General features: G+C 63.4%; 18 protein-coding genes. 7 read left to right on the forward strand and 11 right to left on the reverse strand.

Translation table 11 applies throughout. The annotated features are described in order from the left end of the window. Positions 1-80: 80 nt before the first annotated feature. Complete coding sequence (gene ptsN, locus IQ26_RS14720) at positions 81-545, forward strand: PTS IIA-like nitrogen regulatory protein PtsN (RefSeq protein WP_095488401.1); 465 nt, start codon at positions 81-83, stop codon at positions 543-545. A gap of 78 nt (positions 546-623) precedes the next feature. Here ptsN and IQ26_RS14725 read toward each other — a convergent pair whose 3' ends face one another. Further along, positions 624-881 (reverse strand): BQ00720 family protein, encoded by a 258-nt coding sequence (locus tag IQ26_RS14725; protein ID WP_126034689.1) that lies wholly within the window; start codon positions 879-881, stop codon positions 624-626. 63 nt (positions 882-944) lie between these two features. Next, positions 945-1,370, reverse strand: a complete 426-nt coding sequence (locus tag IQ26_RS14730; protein ID WP_145718386.1) for an Hsp20 family protein — start codon at positions 1,368-1,370, stop codon at positions 945-947. Positions 1,371-1,513: 143 nt separating this feature from the next. Here IQ26_RS14730 and IQ26_RS14735 point away from each other — a divergent pair, with 143 nt between their 5' ends. Next, positions 1,514-2,455 (forward strand): nucleoside hydrolase, encoded by a 942-nt coding sequence (locus IQ26_RS14735; RefSeq protein ID WP_145718388.1) that lies wholly within the window; start codon positions 1,514-1,516, stop codon positions 2,453-2,455. 10 nt (positions 2,456-2,465) lie between these two features. On the opposite strand, the gene IQ26_RS14740 is transcribed toward IQ26_RS14735, so the two are convergent. The 7 genes from IQ26_RS14740 to IQ26_RS14770 all read right to left on the reverse strand — a co-directional run bounded on the left by IQ26_RS14740 (position 2,466) and on the right by IQ26_RS14770 (position 8,138). After that, positions 2,466-2,837 carry a hypothetical protein gene (locus IQ26_RS14740; protein ID WP_145718390.1) on the reverse strand — a complete coding sequence of 124 codons (372 nt, stop codon included), beginning with the start codon at positions 2,835-2,837 and terminating at the stop codon, positions 2,466-2,468. A gap of 5 nt (positions 2,838-2,842) precedes the next feature. Beyond that, entirely contained in the window at positions 2,843-3,160 is a 318-nt protein-coding gene (locus tag IQ26_RS14745) for a hypothetical protein (RefSeq protein WP_240547121.1), read from the reverse strand. Between the two features lie 119 nt (positions 3,161-3,279). Continuing rightward, positions 3,280-3,894, reverse strand: a complete 615-nt coding sequence (locus IQ26_RS14750) for a LysE family translocator (protein ID WP_145718394.1) — start codon at positions 3,892-3,894, stop codon at positions 3,280-3,282. A 123-nt stretch (positions 3,895-4,017) separates the two neighbouring features. Beyond that, entirely contained in the window at positions 4,018-5,466 is a 1,449-nt protein-coding gene (locus IQ26_RS14755) for an amidase (RefSeq protein ID WP_145718396.1), read from the reverse strand. A 15-nt stretch (positions 5,467-5,481) separates the two neighbouring features. Next, the gene (locus IQ26_RS14760) at positions 5,482-6,390 is read right to left on the reverse strand and encodes a ribokinase (RefSeq protein WP_145718398.1); all 909 of its coding nucleotides are present in this window, start codon (positions 6,388-6,390) and stop codon (positions 5,482-5,484) included. Positions 6,391-6,495: 105 nt separating this feature from the next. Beyond that, on the reverse strand, positions 6,496-7,374 hold the full coding sequence (locus tag IQ26_RS14765; protein ID WP_145718400.1) for a methylated-DNA--[protein]-cysteine S-methyltransferase: 879 nt from the start codon (positions 7,372-7,374) through the stop codon (positions 6,496-6,498). A gap of 269 nt (positions 7,375-7,643) precedes the next feature. Further along, positions 7,644-8,138 carry a DUF2244 domain-containing protein gene (locus IQ26_RS14770; RefSeq protein WP_145718401.1) on the reverse strand — a complete coding sequence of 165 codons (495 nt, stop codon included), beginning with the start codon at positions 8,136-8,138 and terminating at the stop codon, positions 7,644-7,646. 22 nt (positions 8,139-8,160) lie between these two features. Between IQ26_RS14770 and nth the strand changes: the two genes are divergently transcribed. Beyond that, positions 8,161-8,964, forward strand: a complete 804-nt coding sequence (gene nth, locus IQ26_RS14775; protein WP_145718403.1) for an endonuclease III — start codon at positions 8,161-8,163, stop codon at positions 8,962-8,964. On the opposite strand, the gene IQ26_RS14780 is transcribed toward nth, so the two are convergent. Then, on the reverse strand, positions 8,958-9,413 hold the full coding sequence (locus tag IQ26_RS14780) for a DUF2214 family protein (RefSeq protein ID WP_145718405.1): 456 nt from the start codon (positions 9,411-9,413) through the stop codon (positions 8,958-8,960). The two genes, nth and IQ26_RS14780, sit on opposite strands and share 7 nt — an antisense overlap. 248 nt (positions 9,414-9,661) lie before the next feature. On the opposite strand from IQ26_RS14780, the gene IQ26_RS14785 reads away from it, so the two are divergent. Beyond that, complete coding sequence (locus tag IQ26_RS14785) at positions 9,662-10,201, forward strand: GNAT family N-acetyltransferase (RefSeq protein WP_145718407.1); 540 nt, start codon at positions 9,662-9,664, stop codon at positions 10,199-10,201. 41 nt (positions 10,202-10,242) lie between these two features. On the opposite strand, the gene IQ26_RS14790 is transcribed toward IQ26_RS14785, so the two are convergent. Beyond that, a complete protein-coding gene (locus tag IQ26_RS14790) occupies positions 10,243-11,022 on the reverse strand; it encodes an IclR family transcriptional regulator (protein ID WP_145718410.1) in 780 nt (259 codons plus the stop codon). 203 nt (positions 11,023-11,225) lie between these two features. Here IQ26_RS14790 and IQ26_RS14795 point away from each other — a divergent pair, with 203 nt between their 5' ends. From IQ26_RS14795 to IQ26_RS14805, 3 genes are all read left to right on the forward strand, one after another. Further along, entirely contained in the window at positions 11,226-12,203 is a 978-nt protein-coding gene (locus tag IQ26_RS14795; RefSeq protein ID WP_145718412.1) for a Bug family tripartite tricarboxylate transporter substrate binding protein, read from the forward strand. Positions 12,204-12,337: 134 nt separating this feature from the next. Further along, a complete protein-coding gene (locus tag IQ26_RS14800; protein WP_145718415.1) occupies positions 12,338-12,874 on the forward strand; it encodes a tripartite tricarboxylate transporter TctB family protein in 537 nt (178 codons plus the stop codon). Positions 12,875-12,878: 4 nt separating this feature from the next. Further along, the gene (locus tag IQ26_RS14805; RefSeq protein ID WP_145718417.1) at positions 12,879-14,402 is read left to right on the forward strand and encodes a tripartite tricarboxylate transporter permease; all 1,524 of its coding nucleotides are present in this window, start codon (positions 12,879-12,881) and stop codon (positions 14,400-14,402) included. The last annotated feature ends 3 nt before the right edge of the window (positions 14,403-14,405 follow it).

The raw sequence follows: 14,405 nt of genomic DNA on the forward strand, positions 1-14,405 counted from the left end.
CCAAGGCCGCACTGGGATAAGGAACCAGCCGCACGCGAGAGCGAGGGCTGGCGACGGCAGGCGAACAAGGGATTTCAAGTATGGATCTGAGCGATCTTATCAACGTTCCGGCGATTTTGCCGGCGTTGAAGGCGAACTCCAAAAAGCAGCTGCTGCAAATGCTGTCCGAAAGGGCGGCGGCGATTTCCGGCATTCCGGAACGGGAGGTGTTCGACACCATCCTGCAGCGCGAGCGGCTGGGCTCGACCGGTGTCGGCAATGGCATCGCCATCCCGCACGGTAAGCTGGCCGGAGTCAAGCGGATCGCCGGGGTTTTCGCCCGGCTGGAGACGCCGGTCGATTTCGAGGCGCTTGACGACCAGCCGGTCGATCTGGTGTTCCTGCTTTTGGCGCCCGAAGGCGCCGGCGCCGACCACCTCAAGGCGCTGTCGCGCATTGCGCGGGTGCTGCGCGACGCCGACACGGTGGCCAAGATCAGGGGCACACGCGACGCCGCCGCGATCCACGCGCTTCTATCGGACACGCAGGCCTCGCACGCGGCCTGAGCTTTCTTGATTAGACCCGTTGAAAGGGTCGCCGTGAGCGGCCCTGTCCGTTTCCAACCAGATCGATGTGCCGCTCTGTCAGTGGATGGCGACGGTGGTCAGGTCGTTTTCCATGGCGCCGGCCAGCGCCCGGTCGCGGGCGTCCGAAAGCAGGATCGGCTGGCCATTGGCGGCAAACAGCGCCCACAGTTCCAGGCCGGGCGCGATTTCGCCGAGGCCTGGGAAACGGCCGCGCAGATCGTCGCTTGACACTTTCCTGAGATAGGCGACCGAACCTTCGCCGAGATGGGCGAATTCGCCACTGGTCATGATGAGATTTTCGTCAGTTCTGGTCATTTCAAGCCTCCTTGGCGCGAGGACGCCGCTCAAGGCCGCCTCGCATGAGAGCCATCGCAAAAATCAGTCTTTCACCGATATGTTTATTTTCCGTACCAGCCGTTCGGACTCGGGCCGATCGAGATCGATCGACAAAAGGCCGTTCTTCAGCTCCGCCGCGATTACCCGCATGCCGTCGGCCAGCACGAAACAGCGCTGGAACTGACGCGCGGCAATGCCGCGATGAAGAAATTCGCGCTCGGTGTCGTCGTTCTGACGGCCGCGCACGACCAACTGGTTCTCCTCCGTGGTCACATCGAGATCGTTTTCCGCGAAACCGGCGACAGCGAGCGTGATTCGCAGCCTTTCGGTCTTGCCGTCGGCACCGCTGAGGCGCTCGATGTTGTAGGGAGGGTAGCTGTCACCCGACTTCGCCAGACGCTCCAGGGTCTTTTCCATGGCGTCGAAACCCAGGAGAAGCGGGCTGGAGAAAGGCGTCATTCGGCTCATGTTACACTGTCCTCTCAAGAGCGACATAAAGTGGAAAAACCCGGATGGCATTTTTCCCGATGGCCTTGATATGGTCCGCCCCGCGGTCAAGTTCAAGCCGTCAAAAGCCCCGCCCAAAAAGACTCCCCAAACAAGGAATTGAAATGCCCCAATCCCGCAAGATCATCATCGACACGGATCCCGGCCAGGATGATGCCGTCGCCATATTGCTGGCGCTCGGCAGCGCCGAACTGGAGATCGTCGGCATGACCGCAGTTGCCGGCAACGTGCCGCTGAGGCTCACCGAAAAGAATGCACGCAAGATATGCGAACTGGCCGGCAGGCCTGACATGAAGGTCTATGCCGGCGCCATCCGGCCGCTGGCGCGTGAACTCGTCACCGCCGAGGAAGTGCATGGCGAGACCGGCCTCAACGGACCGCAATTGCCCGAACCGACAATGAAGCTGCAGGACCAGTACGCGGTCGATTTCATCGTCGAGACGCTGATGAAGGAAGAGAGCGGCACGATCACGCTCTGCGCGCTCGGGCCGCTCACCAACGTCGCGCTGGCGCTGATTCGCGAGCCGAAGATCGCGGCGCGCATCAAGGAAGTCGTGCTGATGGGCGGCGGCTTCTTCGAGGGCGGCAATGTCACCCCGACCGCCGAATTCAACATCTATGTCGACCCGCATGCCGCCAATGTCGTGTTCAAATCCGGCATCCCGATCGTCATGATGCCGCTCGACGTCACCCACAAGGCGCTGACCACGGCCAAGCGCACCCAAGCCTTCCGCAAGCTCGGCACCAGGGTCGGCACGGCCACGGCGGAGATGCTGGAATTCTTCGAGCGCTTCGACGAGGAGAAATACGGCACCGACGGCGGTCCGCTGCACGACCCCTGCGTCATCGCCTATCTGCTGAAGCCGGAGCTGTTCAAGGGCCGCAACTGCAACGTCACCGTGGAAACCGCCTCCGAACTCACCATGGGCATGACCGTGATCGACTGGTGGGGCGTGACCAAGGGGCCGAAGAACGCCATGGTGATGCGCGACATCGACCACGATGCGTTTTTCGCGCTGCTGCTGGAAAGGCTCGGGCGGCTTTAGGGCCGCTCACTTACTTATTGAGCAGTTGGTATGTTTCGGCACCATTGCGACGGTACTGCCGCTCGATCGAAACTTCTGATCCGATGGTTCGCGGCGTTGCTGCGTCACCATACACGAATGCCAGGAGGTCATTTTCGTTGAGACGGATTCCGTACTGGTAGCGGAATCCTCTTCCGATCCAAGCTTCGGGGCTCGAAGGAGCATTGAGGACGTTGACCGCAGTGCCTGTCACGCGCTCCACATCGACGATGGGGCTGCTCCGCCTTGCAATCAGTGCGCCGATTGCCAGAATGCAGACGCCTACCACAAGGCTGGTGATGACGATGCCCCGGAGGTTTTCCCGCAGGAGCATGAAGGTGAGGGAGAACCGCGCTTTTGCCATATGACTCAGTTGGCAAAACGGTAAGAGACAGAACCATTGTCGCGTGTAACGCGCTCAAGTCTGACATCTGAGCCGATCAGATGCGGTCGATCGTCGTTGATGAGAACCGGCGAACCGTTCTCGAGAAAAAGTACATAAACGGTGCCGTGTCCTTTACCCCACTGAACACTTTTGATCGTGGCGTCGATCGGGTCAACCGACCGGATGGGGCTTGCGTCATTCGCCCATTTGTTCAGAGCCGACGGAACCATCACCGCGAACAAAGTGATGAGCAGGATCACGCCGAACGCGTTCCTTTTCAAATCCGCATAAGTCCACGGCATAGACATGAATCCCTCAGCACGAATTCATGTGGTAGCCGGCAGGCTGACTTTCAATCAACCGTCCTCAGCTTCGAGGGTACGCAGTTTTGCGTGTTGCGGGGCTCGCGGCTGCTGCCGTGTTACTTCGCCTTTGAAAACGCCAGCCACAGGCCGCCGCCGACCAGGAAACTGCCGCTGATCCGCGACAGGAGCTTGACGCGGCCGGCCGACAGCAGGCGTCCGGCACGCCCGGCGGCCAGCGCGTAGGTCGAATCCGACACGGCGGCGAAGATCATGGCGGTGAGACCCATGACGCCGATCTGCAGCGCGTAGTTGCCTTCAGGGGCGATGAACTGCGGAAAGAAGGCGCCGAAGAACACCAGCGTCTTGGGATTGCTGATCGCCACCAGCAGCCCCTGCAGGAAGAAGCCGCCGCGCGGCGTCTTCGCCGATCCGTCGGCGTTCAGCTTGCCCTTGGAGCGGAACATCTGCACGCCCATCCAGATCAGATAGGCGGCGCCGATCAGCCTGACCCATTCGAACCAATGGCCCATTCCCGCGATCAGCGAGGTCAATCCGATGCCGACAATGGCGATCATGATCGCCAGCCCGGCCTGGGTGCCGGCGACGTTGGCGAGGCCGGCGCGGGAGCCATGGCGGATGCTGTTGGCGATGATCAGCGTGACCGTCGGTCCGGGCACCAGGATGATGACGAGGCAGGCGACAAGATAGGTGGCATAGAGTTCCAGCGACATGGCTATCCTCGATAGATGGGGTCTTCCTCGATAGAATGCCGCTTTGCGACGCGGCCGACCGCGATCAATGCATGGCGTCAACGCGGGTGCAAGCCGATATGTCGCTGGCAGCCTTGACCTGGATTAGGCTCCGGCCTGCCACGGTAGCGTCGTCTCATAGGCCGCCGCCGCTCTCAGCACGGCCATGTCGCCGCGCGGCTGCCCGATCAATTGCATGCCCATTGGCCGGCCTTTGGGGTCGAAGCCCGCCGGCACGTTGACCGCTGGGCAGCCGCCCAGCGTGGCGAACGCTGAAACCTGCATCCAGCGGTGGTAGCTGTCCATGGCCCGGCCTGCCACTTCCCTTGGCCAGTGGGTGAAGACATCGAAGGGAAAGACCTGCGCGGTTGGCAATGCGACGAGATCGAAACGCTCGAAGAGCGACAGCAGCATTCGATGCCAGGACGAGCGCCTCACGGTGGCGGCATGGATCTGTGGCGCCGTGAGGCGCAGCGCATGTTCCACCTCCCACACGGCCTCCGGCTTCAGAAGACTGCGTTTCAGGGAATCGTCGTAATGTGCCTTGAGCGCGCAGCCGCTGCTTGCCTGGCGCAGTGTCACAAAGGCCTGCCACAGCGCTTCGAAGTCGAAATCCGGCACCAGTGCTTCGGTCTGAAAGGATGCGTCCGCAAACCGGCCGAGAGCGGTCTCGCAAAGATCAAGGACACCTGTTTCGACCGGCAGATGGCCGCCAAGATCGCCGAACCAGGCGATGCGGCCGCCGGCTGCTGGCGTTTCCAGCCCTTGGAGGAACGAGCCTTGCTTGTGATGCGAGAGCGGTGCGCGAGGGTCGTAGCCGGCCTGCTCGTCGAGCAGCAGCGCCATGTCGCGCACGCTGCAGCCCATTGGCCCTTCGACGCCCATCTGTGCGTGAAAGACGTCAAGGTCGGGGCCGGCCGGGACAAGTCCCTGCGACGGACGGAAGCCATAGACATTGTTGTAGGCGGCCGGGTTGCGCAGCGAGCCGCCAAAGTCGCTGCCATCGGCGACCGGCACCATGTCGAGCGCAAGCGCGACCGCCGCGCCGCCGCTCGAACCGCCGGCGGTCAAGGCCGGGTCGAACGCGTTGAGCGTCGGGCCGAACACGGTGTTGTAGGTGTTGGAGCCAAGCCCGAATTCGGGAACGTTGGTCTTGCCGATGATGATGGCGCCGGCCTTGCGGATGCGTTCGACGAAGAAATCATCCTCCTGCGGAACGAAATCGGCGAAGATTGGCGAGCCGAAGCTGGTTTTGAGGCCCCTGGTCTGCGCGAGGTCCTTGATAGCGATCGGCAGGCCGAATATGGACCCGGCATCTCCTGCATGTGCCAGATGGGTGTCTGCCTTGTCGGCGTCGCGCAAGATGTCGGCACGGTCGCGCAGCGAGACGATGGCGTTGACCAGCGGGTTCACTGCGTCGATTCGGTCGAGGAATGCCGTCACCACCTCGCGCACGGAAAGCTGCCGGCGCCGGATCGCGTCGGCAAGGTCCACGGCAGACCGGCGGCAGATATCGCCGGCAGGCGGCACGGCGTGTTTCGTGGCAGGACGCATGGCTGTTATCCCACTCTAGCCGGCAGATTTGTGCAAGGCGGCATCGACATCCTTGGCCAGCGGGATCGCCGGCTGGGCGCCGGGCTTCAGGCAAGCGAGCGAACCGGCGGCTGCGGCACGGGCGAGCGCCTCTTCGAGCGGCAGGCCGGATGACAGCCCGGCGGCGAAATAGCCGCAAAACGTGTCGCCGGCGCCGACCGTGTCGACCGGGGTGATCTTCAGCGCCGAAACCATCAGAAGATCGGCTGGCGTGGCAGCCAGAACGCCGTCACCGCCGAGCGTGACGACGATTGTGCGGCCGGTCTTCGCGGCGTAATCGCGCATCCGCGCCGGGCGATCGCGGCCGCTCAGCGACAGCGCCTCGCCATAGAGGTCGAATTCGGTTTCGTTGGCGACGACATAGTCGGCCTTGCCGAGAAAGGCCACCGCCTCGCCGCGGAACGGTGCCGTGTTGAGCACGGTGACCGCGCCTGCCGTCCGTGCCGCGTCCAGTGCTGCATCGACGGCCTGCAGCGGGATTTCCTGCTGCAGGAGCACGACATCGCCCTTCTTCACAAACGCCTTGGAAAGGTCGCCTGTCACGACCGAATCATTGGCGCCTGGCACCACGGCGATGACGTTCTCGCCGTCGGCGTCGACCATGATCAATGCCGTACCGGTCGAGGCGAAGGTTTCACCGACGCCGGACAGGTCGATCTTGCCCTCTCTTAACAGCGCCAGCGCTTCCGCCGCGAAATTGTCCTTGCCGACCGCACCGACCATGCGCACCTTGACGCCGGCGCGCGCGGCGGCCAGCGCCTGGTTGGCGCCCTTGCCGCCAGGCGCGGTGGTGAAGCCGGAGCCCCGAACCGTCTCGCCTGGTGCGGGCAAGCGGTCGACATTGGCGATAAGGTCGAGGTTGATCGAGCCGATGACGATGATCAAGGAATGCCTCCTGCTGATTTGGCGGGAAGCTACTCCGTAAGGCCGCTGCTTGCCAGACCGCGCGAGATGAACGCGCGCTGATGGCCCGACCCTATGGGCGTATCATCAGGATCCGATCTGTCCCGCTTCCCAGCCAAGGATGGCGCGTTTGCGGGTCAGGCCCCAGTGGTAGCCGGTGAGCGCGCCGGACTTGCCGAGAGCCCGATGGCACGGCACCACGAAAGACATCGGATTGGCGCCGACCGCGGCACCCACCGCCCGGCTGGCGCTTGGCGCGCCGATGCGGGCGGCGATCGAGGAATAGGTGCAGGCCTTGCCCATCGGGATGCGCAGCAGAGCCTCCCAGACGCGGACCTGGAAATCGGTGCCGATCATGACGACGCGCAGCGGCTGGTCGGCGCGCCACAGCGCCGGATCGAAGATGCGCGCGGCATAGGGCGCCGTCGCCGCCATGTCCTCGACATAGGTTGCGTTCGGCCAGCGACCGGACATGTCGGCGAACGCCGCGCGCTCGCCGCCGGCATCGCTGAAGGCGAGGCCCGCAAGCCCACGGTCGGTGGCCATGATCAAGGCGATGCCGAAGGGCGAAATATGGTAGCCGTAGCGGATCGTCAGCCCGGCGCCGCGCGTCTTGTAGTCGCCCGGCGACATCGCCTCGTGGGTGACGAAAAGGTCGTGCAACCGGCCGGGCCCCGACATGCCGACCTCGAAAGAAGCCTCGAGCAGCGGCATGCCGGAATCGAGCAGTTTGCGCGCATGGTCGAGCGTGACCGCCTGGAGGAAGGCCTTGGGCGACAGGCCGGCCCAGCGGGTGAAGAGTTTTTGCAGGCCGGTCGGCGTCTCGCCGACTGCCTCGGCCAGGACCTCGAGCGAGGGCTGGTCGCGGTAGTCGAGGCTGATCTTCTCGATGGCGTGACGGACGATTTCGTAGTCGCTGCCTTCGGGCGTGATGTCTTTTTCCAGAATAGCTGTCTGTGCGTTCATAGGACTATCTCCTTGACCGTGAATATCGTCCTTCATGGCTCCGGTCACCACCCGAAACTTGCCTTCTCGATGCATATACCCGGATAGAGGTCGGCTTTGGGAAAAGAGCCGATCATGGCTGGTGAAAAGGGTGCATCTCACCAAGGAGAAGCAGGCGCTGCTGATTACCGTCTACGCGCTGGAGAGCCGGTTGGCTGCTGAGAGACCATTTCGTGGGTGAGGCACCGGCTCGACGCCGAATGGGCTGGTTCGCAAACGTGTATGGGCTTTTAGCGCGCCTTCGCGATCGCCAGTGCCCGCGAAAAGGCTGTGGCAAAACTCTCTCGATCGTCGGGATTGAGGAAGCCGCCGATCGGCACATTCTGGCCTTGCGCTTCAACCGCCATCCTGGTGATGCCGATCTCGGCGTGGCGGGCGACCGAAAAACGCGCCCAGAACGGATTGAAGCGATGCGCTTCCGACTTGCCGGAGGGTGCGGTCTTGCGGATGTCTAGGCTGGTGCGTGAGACCGACACTTCCTCGCGGGCGCGGGCGGCACGATAATTGGCGCGGAAGGCGATGTAGACGGCAATCACGTCGAGGCCGAGGAAGCCGAACACCGGCCAGGCGCCGCGCGACAGGAAAAACGCTCCGGTCACCAACGAGCCGAACAGCAGAGCGCCCATCAGGATGGCAAAGCCGGTTTTGCCCAGCGACCGATGTGGTGTCAGCAACGCCTGGAAGAATGGCTCGTCGGCCTGAAATGAGGCGTTTGTGTCGCTCATGGCGGGATATTATAGGAAGGGGATGACGAGCCCCAAGCCCAAAAATTCCTCCGCACTCAAAAATGAACTGCTGCCTGGCCGACGTGATGGCTCAAATGCCAAGCCGCGTGCCCGGCCGGTGCGGTCCCATTCGCTCTACAGCCCGGCCGAGGTGCACGAGATTTTCCGACGCTTTTCGGTTCAGCGGCCCGAGCCGAAGGGCGAGCTCGAACATGTCAACGCCTTCACGCTGCTGGTGGCGGTGGTACTTTCGGCGCAGGCGACCGATGCCGGTGTCAACAAGGCGACTCGGGCGCTGTTCAAGATCGCCGACACGCCGCAAAAGATGCTGGCGCTCTGCGAGGCCAAGGTCGGCGATTATATCCGCACCATCGGGCTCTGGCGCAACAAGGCCAAGAACGTCATCGCGCTTTCGGAAGCGCTGATCCGCGACCATGACGGCGAGGTGCCTGACGATCACGATCAACTGGTCAAGCTGCCGGGCGTCGGGCGCAAGACCGCCAATGTCGTGCTCAACATGGCCTTCGGCCAGCACACGATGGCGGTCGACACGCATATCTTGCGCATCGGCAACCGGCTCGGGCTGGCGCCTGGCAAGACGCCGGAACAGGTCGAGCAGGGGCTGTTGAGGATCATTCCAGACGAATATATGCGCCACGCGCATCATTGGCTGATCCTGCATGGGCGCTATGTCTGCAAGGCGCGCAAGCCGGATTGTCCGGCCTGCGTCATCGCCGATATCTGCAAGGCTGACGAAAAGACGACCGATGTGCCGGCGCCGCTGGTCGAGATCGCGCCGCTCGGGCCGGTGGACGAAATTCAGTAGCCGTAGCCGCGCGCCATCGCCGCCGCGAAGACCGGGATCAGCAGGAAGATGAACGCTTCGGCGCGGACATAGGTTCGAACGGATGCGAGTTCCACCGCCGGCACCTGAAAGCCGGGGCTGGCCGTGGCCTGCCTGTTCCAGGACACGAAGCGGACAGTCGGGATGATCGACAGCAGGCCGACGATGGCGAAAGTCGCCATCTTTGCCCAGAACACCCAGTTGTAGACGTAGAATTCCCAGCCCTTCAGACCATAGATGACGCGGCCGATGCCGACGATGATGATCAACATGGCGATGATGCCGTAATGGCGATCGATGCCGACAAGCCGCCGGAGGGTCGCGGCGGGCAGATCGCCGCGGATCAGGACAAATTCGGCGCCGATGATGCCTGCCAGTGAAAACACCAGGAGATGATGAAAGATGGCAAGCACGAGATCGGTGGTATCCATGCCCTTTTCCCTCCGTCGGACGGCACAGCGGACGTGCTGAATCAGCTACTGGTGAAAAGTAGCACCGCTGGGCAGGATTCACATTGGGCTGGAAGGTGATCTGCACAGCCTTTGGCTCTTGTTTAGCGCAGGCGATTTTGATCTCTGTCTTTCGCCTGTCGCCAAACCGCCGAGCACGCTCGGGTCAAGCCAAGGGCAGGCTTCTTGGGCGACATGCGTTAGGCACAGGCAACACAACCGAGGCATCCATGGATAATCCGCAGGCGGTCGTCGCTCCCGTCATCGAAACGCCGCGCACCATCCTGCGGCCACACCAACGCGATGATTTCGATGCCTATGTCGCCATGTGGGCCGATCCGGCCGTCACCCGCTTCATCGGCGGCAAACCGCGCACGCGGGAGGAAAGCTGGATGCGCTTCCTGCGTCATGCCGGCCTGTGGTCTCTGCTGGGCTACGGCTTCTGGGCGATCGAAGACAAGGCATCAGGCCGCTTCATCGGTGAGGCCGGCTTTCACGATCTGAAGCGCGACATGGTGCCGTCGATCGAAGGCGTGCCGGAAGCCGGTTGGGCACTGGTCTCGAGCGCACATGGCCAGGGGCTCGCCAGCGAAGTCGTCGGACGGGTTCTCGCCTGGCGCGACGAGGCATTCGAGCGCGTAAGGACCGTCTGCATAATCGATCCGGAAAACACCGCTTCACTGAACGTCGCGGCAAAATGCGGCTACAGGGAAGTGTTGCGAACCACCTATCATGACAATGCGACGATCCTGCTGGAACGGCAGCCTTGAGGGTGCTGCTTGCCATCCTGAGGTTCTGGCTGTGGTTCCGGTCAGGCCGCACCGAGGCTTTCTACGCCTTCCGCTTCGGCACCGGCTTGGCGGGCCGCCTGTTCGAGCGTCGAGGCGTCTTCGCCGAAAGCGCGGGTGGCGCGCGCGGCAGCCTCGAGCAGCGGACTTTTCATGCGTTGGAGAAAGGCCGCGTCGACGCGTGTGCTCGGGCCGGACAGCGTCAATGCGCCGAGCAACGTGCGCCCCGGTCCGAACACCGGTGCCGAGACGCCCGCCGTCTCGGGGTCGCGATCGCCCACCGACAAACAATGATAGGTTTTGCGGATCGTCTGGTAAGGCTCGCCTTGCTGACCGGAAAACGCCGCAAGCACGCGACCGCCGGAGCCGGCCAGCAAGGGCAGCACGTCGCCTTCCCGGATCGTGTAGCGGATCGGATGCTTGGACTCGACGCGGTAGAGACAGGTACGCACGTCACCCGAACGGACATAGAAAGCGACGCTTTCCCAGCTTCGGTCGCCGAGATCGCGCATGATCGGCAGCAGGATGTCGACCGCTACGACCGAACGCTGGTATAGGGCGCCCAGCCGGAAGGTGGCAGGGCCGACGCGATAGCGGCCATCGTCGAGACGCTCCAGCAACTGCCCGCGTAGCAACGAGTTCGCCAGCCTCAGGATCGTGCTCTTGTAGAGGCCGGTCCGCGCCGCGATTTCGGCGAGGCTGAGCGACCGGTCGGCGGTGGTGAAAGCGTCGAGGATGGCGATGGCGCGGTCGAGCGCTGCAACGCCATCGGCCGAGGCGGGCTTGGATTGTGTTACGGTCATCTGTTTGACCACGTCGTTCTGTTCCCACTTGGACAGAAGGGCCATCGGAACAATTGTGCCGCATGCAGGCCGTTCTGTCCAGTAGAATAGCGTTCCTGTTGACAGAATGAAGCAAAGACTGCATGAATTTTTCCCGAGCGGGTCTGAATTCAGGCTACGTTGCTGGCAGGCACCGGAGGAGGTGTCGTGATTGGAGGAATCCCATGCTGAACAGACGCAGATTTTTAATGAGCACCGCCGCTGCCGGCGCCGCCGGTTTCGCGGCGTTGCACCTTTCGCCCGCTTTCGCGCAGGATGCACCGCAGATCCAGATCTTCGTGCCGGCAGCGCCCGGCGGCGGCTGGGACCAGACGGCGCGCACTATGGACCAGGTGCTGCGCAGTGAGAAGCTGATCTCCGGTTCGCAGATCACCAATGTCGGCGGCGCCGGCGGCACGGTCGGCCTGCCGCAGTTCATCAGCCAGTGGAACGGCAAGGGCAATTCGCTGATGGTTGGCGGCATGGTCATGGTTGGCGCCATCATCGCCAACAAATCGGCCAATAATCTCACCGAAGTCACGCCGATCGCCCGCCTCACCGGCGAGTTCGAGGCGCTTGTGGTGCCGGCGGCCTCGCCGTTCAAGACCGCAGCGGATTTCGTCGCCGCCCTCAAGGCTGACCCGACCAAGGTTCCAGTGGCTGGCGGTTCGGCCGGCGGCTCGGACCACATATTGTTCGGCCTCATCGCGAAGACGGCCGGTGTTCCGGCAAACGAACTCTCCTATGTGCCGTTCGCCGGCGGCGGCGAGGCGCTGTCGGCGCTTCTCGGCAACCAGGTCGCGGCCGGCATCTCCGGCTTTGGCGAGTTCTCCGAACAGGTCAAGGCAGGTGCGCTTCGGCTGCTCGCCATTTCCGCGGAAAAGCGCCAGGAAGGCATCGACGCACCGACGCTGAAGGAAGTCGGCATCGATGTCGAACTGTTCAACTGGCGCGGCGTCTTCGCACCGCCCGGCGTTTCCGACGCCGACAAGGCGGCAATGATCACGCTGGTCGAGACGATGGCCAAAAGCGATGCCTGGGCCACTGAATGCAAGAACCGCAACTGGACGCAAATCCTGCTCACCGGCGACGACTACGCAAAATTCCTCGCTGAAGACACGACCCGGATCGAGGCCATCCTCAAGGATCTCGGCCTTGCCTGATGCCTTCGGAAAGGGGCGGCCTGCGCCGCCCTTTTCCGATGTTCGCCCAGCCGCATGGACATACGATCCAGAGCGAGTGAAACTGCGGTGAGGTCGGCTTTGGGAGACCGGCTGGCTATCCAGGGAGGACGATCATGAGCACCAGCGAGCAGCAGGCGGCGCGGCCGCGCCTTGCCGTGCCCGAATTGCTGATCGGCATCGGGCTTCTCGCCTGCGCCGGCGCGGTAGCCTGGCAGACGCTGGCGATTCCGGTGTCGCCGCTCTACTCCAAGGTCGGCCCGACCGTCTTTCCCTACATTACCATGATCGGCATGACGATCCTTTCCCTCCTGCTGATCGTCGCCGCCGTGCGGGGTGGCTGGCAACCGGAGGAAGAAAAGGAGACGCCGACCGACTGGAAGGCGATGGGCATCGTCGCCGTCGGACTGGTCGCGAACCTCGTGCTGATCCAGCCGCTTGGCTTCACCGCGGCCTCGGTGATCATGTTCGTTCTCATCTGCCACGGGTTTGGCAGCAGACATCCGCTGCGTGACGTACTGCTCGGCCTGATCCTGGCGCTTGCCGCCTATTTCGGCTTCGCCAGGGCGCTTGGCGTCAATATCGGCGCCGGCTTCATCGAGAACCAGCTGAACACGGTCCTCGATTCGATCATCCGTATGTTGAGGGCCTGAAGCCATGGAAACGCTTGGCCATCTCGCGAACGGATTTTCGGTCGCCTTTACGCCGGTCAATCTCATGTGGTGCCTGCTCGGCACGACGCTGGGGACCGCGATCGGCGTGCTGCCCGGCCTCGGGCCGGCGCTGACCATCGCCCTGCTTTTACCGATCACCTATCAGGTGGCGCCGGAAGCGTCCTTCATCCTGTTTGCCGGCATCTATTACGGCGCCATGTATGGCGGTTCGACGACATCGATCCTGCTCAACACGCCGGGTGAAAGCGCTACTATCGTCACGGCGCTGGAAGGCAACAGGATGGCCCGTTCCGGCCGCGGCGGCGCTGCACTTGCCACGTCGGCGATCGGCTCCTTCGTCGCCGGCACGCTCGGCACGGTGGGGGTCGCGTTCCTGGCGCCGGTGGTGGTCAAATTCGCGCTGTCTTTCGGCCCGGCCGAATATTTTTCGCTGATGGTGCTGGCCTTCATCACGGTTTCGGCGGTGCTCGGCTCGTCGTCGGTGCGCGGCCTGACCAGCCTGTTCGTCGGCTTCGTCATCGGCATGATCGGCGTCGACCTGCAGACCGGCCAGCCGCGCTTCACCTTCGGCATGAGCCAATTGCTCGACGGCGTCGACGTGATCGTCGTCGCCGTCGGCCTCTTTGCGGTCGGCGAGACATTCTACATGGCGTCGCGCCGTTACGCCGGCAAGGACGAGATCGTGCCCTTGAGGGGATCGCTCTACATGACGGCGGCCGAATGGGCCCGCTCGTGGAAGGCTTGGCTGCGAGGCGCCCTGCTCGGCTTCCCGATCGGCGCCCTGCCGGCCGGTGGCGCCGAGATCCCGACCTTCCTGTCCTATGCGATCGAGAAGAAGCTCTCCAAACACAAGGAGGAGTTCGGCACGGTCGGCGCCATCGAAGGCGTTGCCGGCCCGGAAGCCGCCAACAACGCATCGGCCGCCGGCGTGCTGGTGCCGATGCTGACGCTCGGCCTGCCGACCTCGGCGACGGCCGCGATCATGCTGTCGGCCTTCCAGAGCTATGGCATCAATCCCGGGCCGATGCTGTTCATGACGCAGGCCAATCTGGTCTGGGGGCTGATCGCCAGCCTGTTCATCGCCAACGTCATCCTCGTCATCCTCAACCTGCCGCTGATCGGGTTGTGGGTGCGGCTGCTGAAAATCCCGGCGCCGCAGCTCTATGCCGGCATCCTGGTGTTCGCCACGGTCGGCACCTACGGCATTTCGCAGTCGCCGACCGACCTCGTCATCCTCTATCTGCTCGGCGGGGCCGGTTTCCTGATGCGGCGCTTCGATTTCCCGACGGCGCCGGTCATCATCGGCATGATCCTCTGGCCGCTCGCCGAAACCCAGTTCCGCCGCGCGATGACCATCTCGAACGGCGACTGGTCGGTGTTCTATAAGCACCCGCTGTCGCTGACGCTGCTGACGCTGGCGTTCATCGGACTGATTGGACCGCATATCTGGGCTTACGTCGAGCACAGGCGCAGGCGCGGGCCCGAGCATGTGCCGGGCGATGCCTGAGCT

The sequence above is a fragment of the Mesorhizobium tianshanense genome (assembly GCF_007830515.1).
GTDB lineage: Bacteria > Pseudomonadota > Alphaproteobacteria > Rhizobiales > Rhizobiaceae > Mesorhizobium > Mesorhizobium tianshanense.

Bases quoted from the DNA above. Each gene is read 5' to 3' on its own strand.
- ptsN (WP_095488401.1), top strand. From the start codon at position 81: ATGGATCTGAGCGATCTTATCAACGTTCCGGCGATTTTGCCGGCGTTG.
- IQ26_RS14725 (WP_126034689.1), bottom strand. From the start codon at position 881: ATGACCAGAACTGACGAAAATCTCATCATGACCAGTGGCGAATTCGCC.
- IQ26_RS14730 (WP_145718386.1), bottom strand. From the start codon at position 1,370: ATGAGCCGAATGACGCCTTTCTCCAGCCCGCTTCTCCTGGGTTTCGAC.
- IQ26_RS14735 (WP_145718388.1), top strand. From the start codon at position 1,514: ATGCCCCAATCCCGCAAGATCATCATCGACACGGATCCCGGCCAGGAT.
- IQ26_RS14740 (WP_145718390.1), bottom strand. From the start codon at position 2,837: ATGGCAAAAGCGCGGTTCTCCCTCACCTTCATGCTCCTGCGGGAAAAC.
- IQ26_RS14745 (WP_240547121.1), bottom strand. From the start codon at position 3,160: ATGCCGTGGACTTATGCGGATTTGAAAAGGAACGCGTTCGGCGTGATC.
- IQ26_RS14750 (WP_145718394.1), bottom strand. From the start codon at position 3,894: ATGTCGCTGGAACTCTATGCCACCTATCTTGTCGCCTGCCTCGTCATC.
- IQ26_RS14755 (WP_145718396.1), bottom strand. From the start codon at position 5,466: ATGCGTCCTGCCACGAAACACGCCGTGCCGCCTGCCGGCGATATCTGC.
- IQ26_RS14765 (WP_145718400.1), bottom strand. From the start codon at position 7,374: ATGAACGCACAGACAGCTATTCTGGAAAAAGACATCACGCCCGAAGGC.
- IQ26_RS14770 (WP_145718401.1), bottom strand. From the start codon at position 8,138: ATGAGCGACACAAACGCCTCATTTCAGGCCGACGAGCCATTCTTCCAG.
- nth (WP_145718403.1), top strand. From the start codon at position 8,161: ATGACGAGCCCCAAGCCCAAAAATTCCTCCGCACTCAAAAATGAACTG.
- IQ26_RS14780 (WP_145718405.1), bottom strand. From the start codon at position 9,413: ATGGATACCACCGATCTCGTGCTTGCCATCTTTCATCATCTCCTGGTG.
- IQ26_RS14785 (WP_145718407.1), top strand. From the start codon at position 9,662: ATGGATAATCCGCAGGCGGTCGTCGCTCCCGTCATCGAAACGCCGCGC.
- IQ26_RS14790 (WP_145718410.1), bottom strand. From the start codon at position 11,022: ATGACCGTAACACAATCCAAGCCCGCCTCGGCCGATGGCGTTGCAGCG.
- IQ26_RS14795 (WP_145718412.1), top strand. From the start codon at position 11,226: ATGCTGAACAGACGCAGATTTTTAATGAGCACCGCCGCTGCCGGCGCC.
- IQ26_RS14800 (WP_145718415.1), top strand. From the start codon at position 12,338: ATGAGCACCAGCGAGCAGCAGGCGGCGCGGCCGCGCCTTGCCGTGCCC.
- IQ26_RS14805 (WP_145718417.1), top strand. From the start codon at position 12,879: ATGGAAACGCTTGGCCATCTCGCGAACGGATTTTCGGTCGCCTTTACG.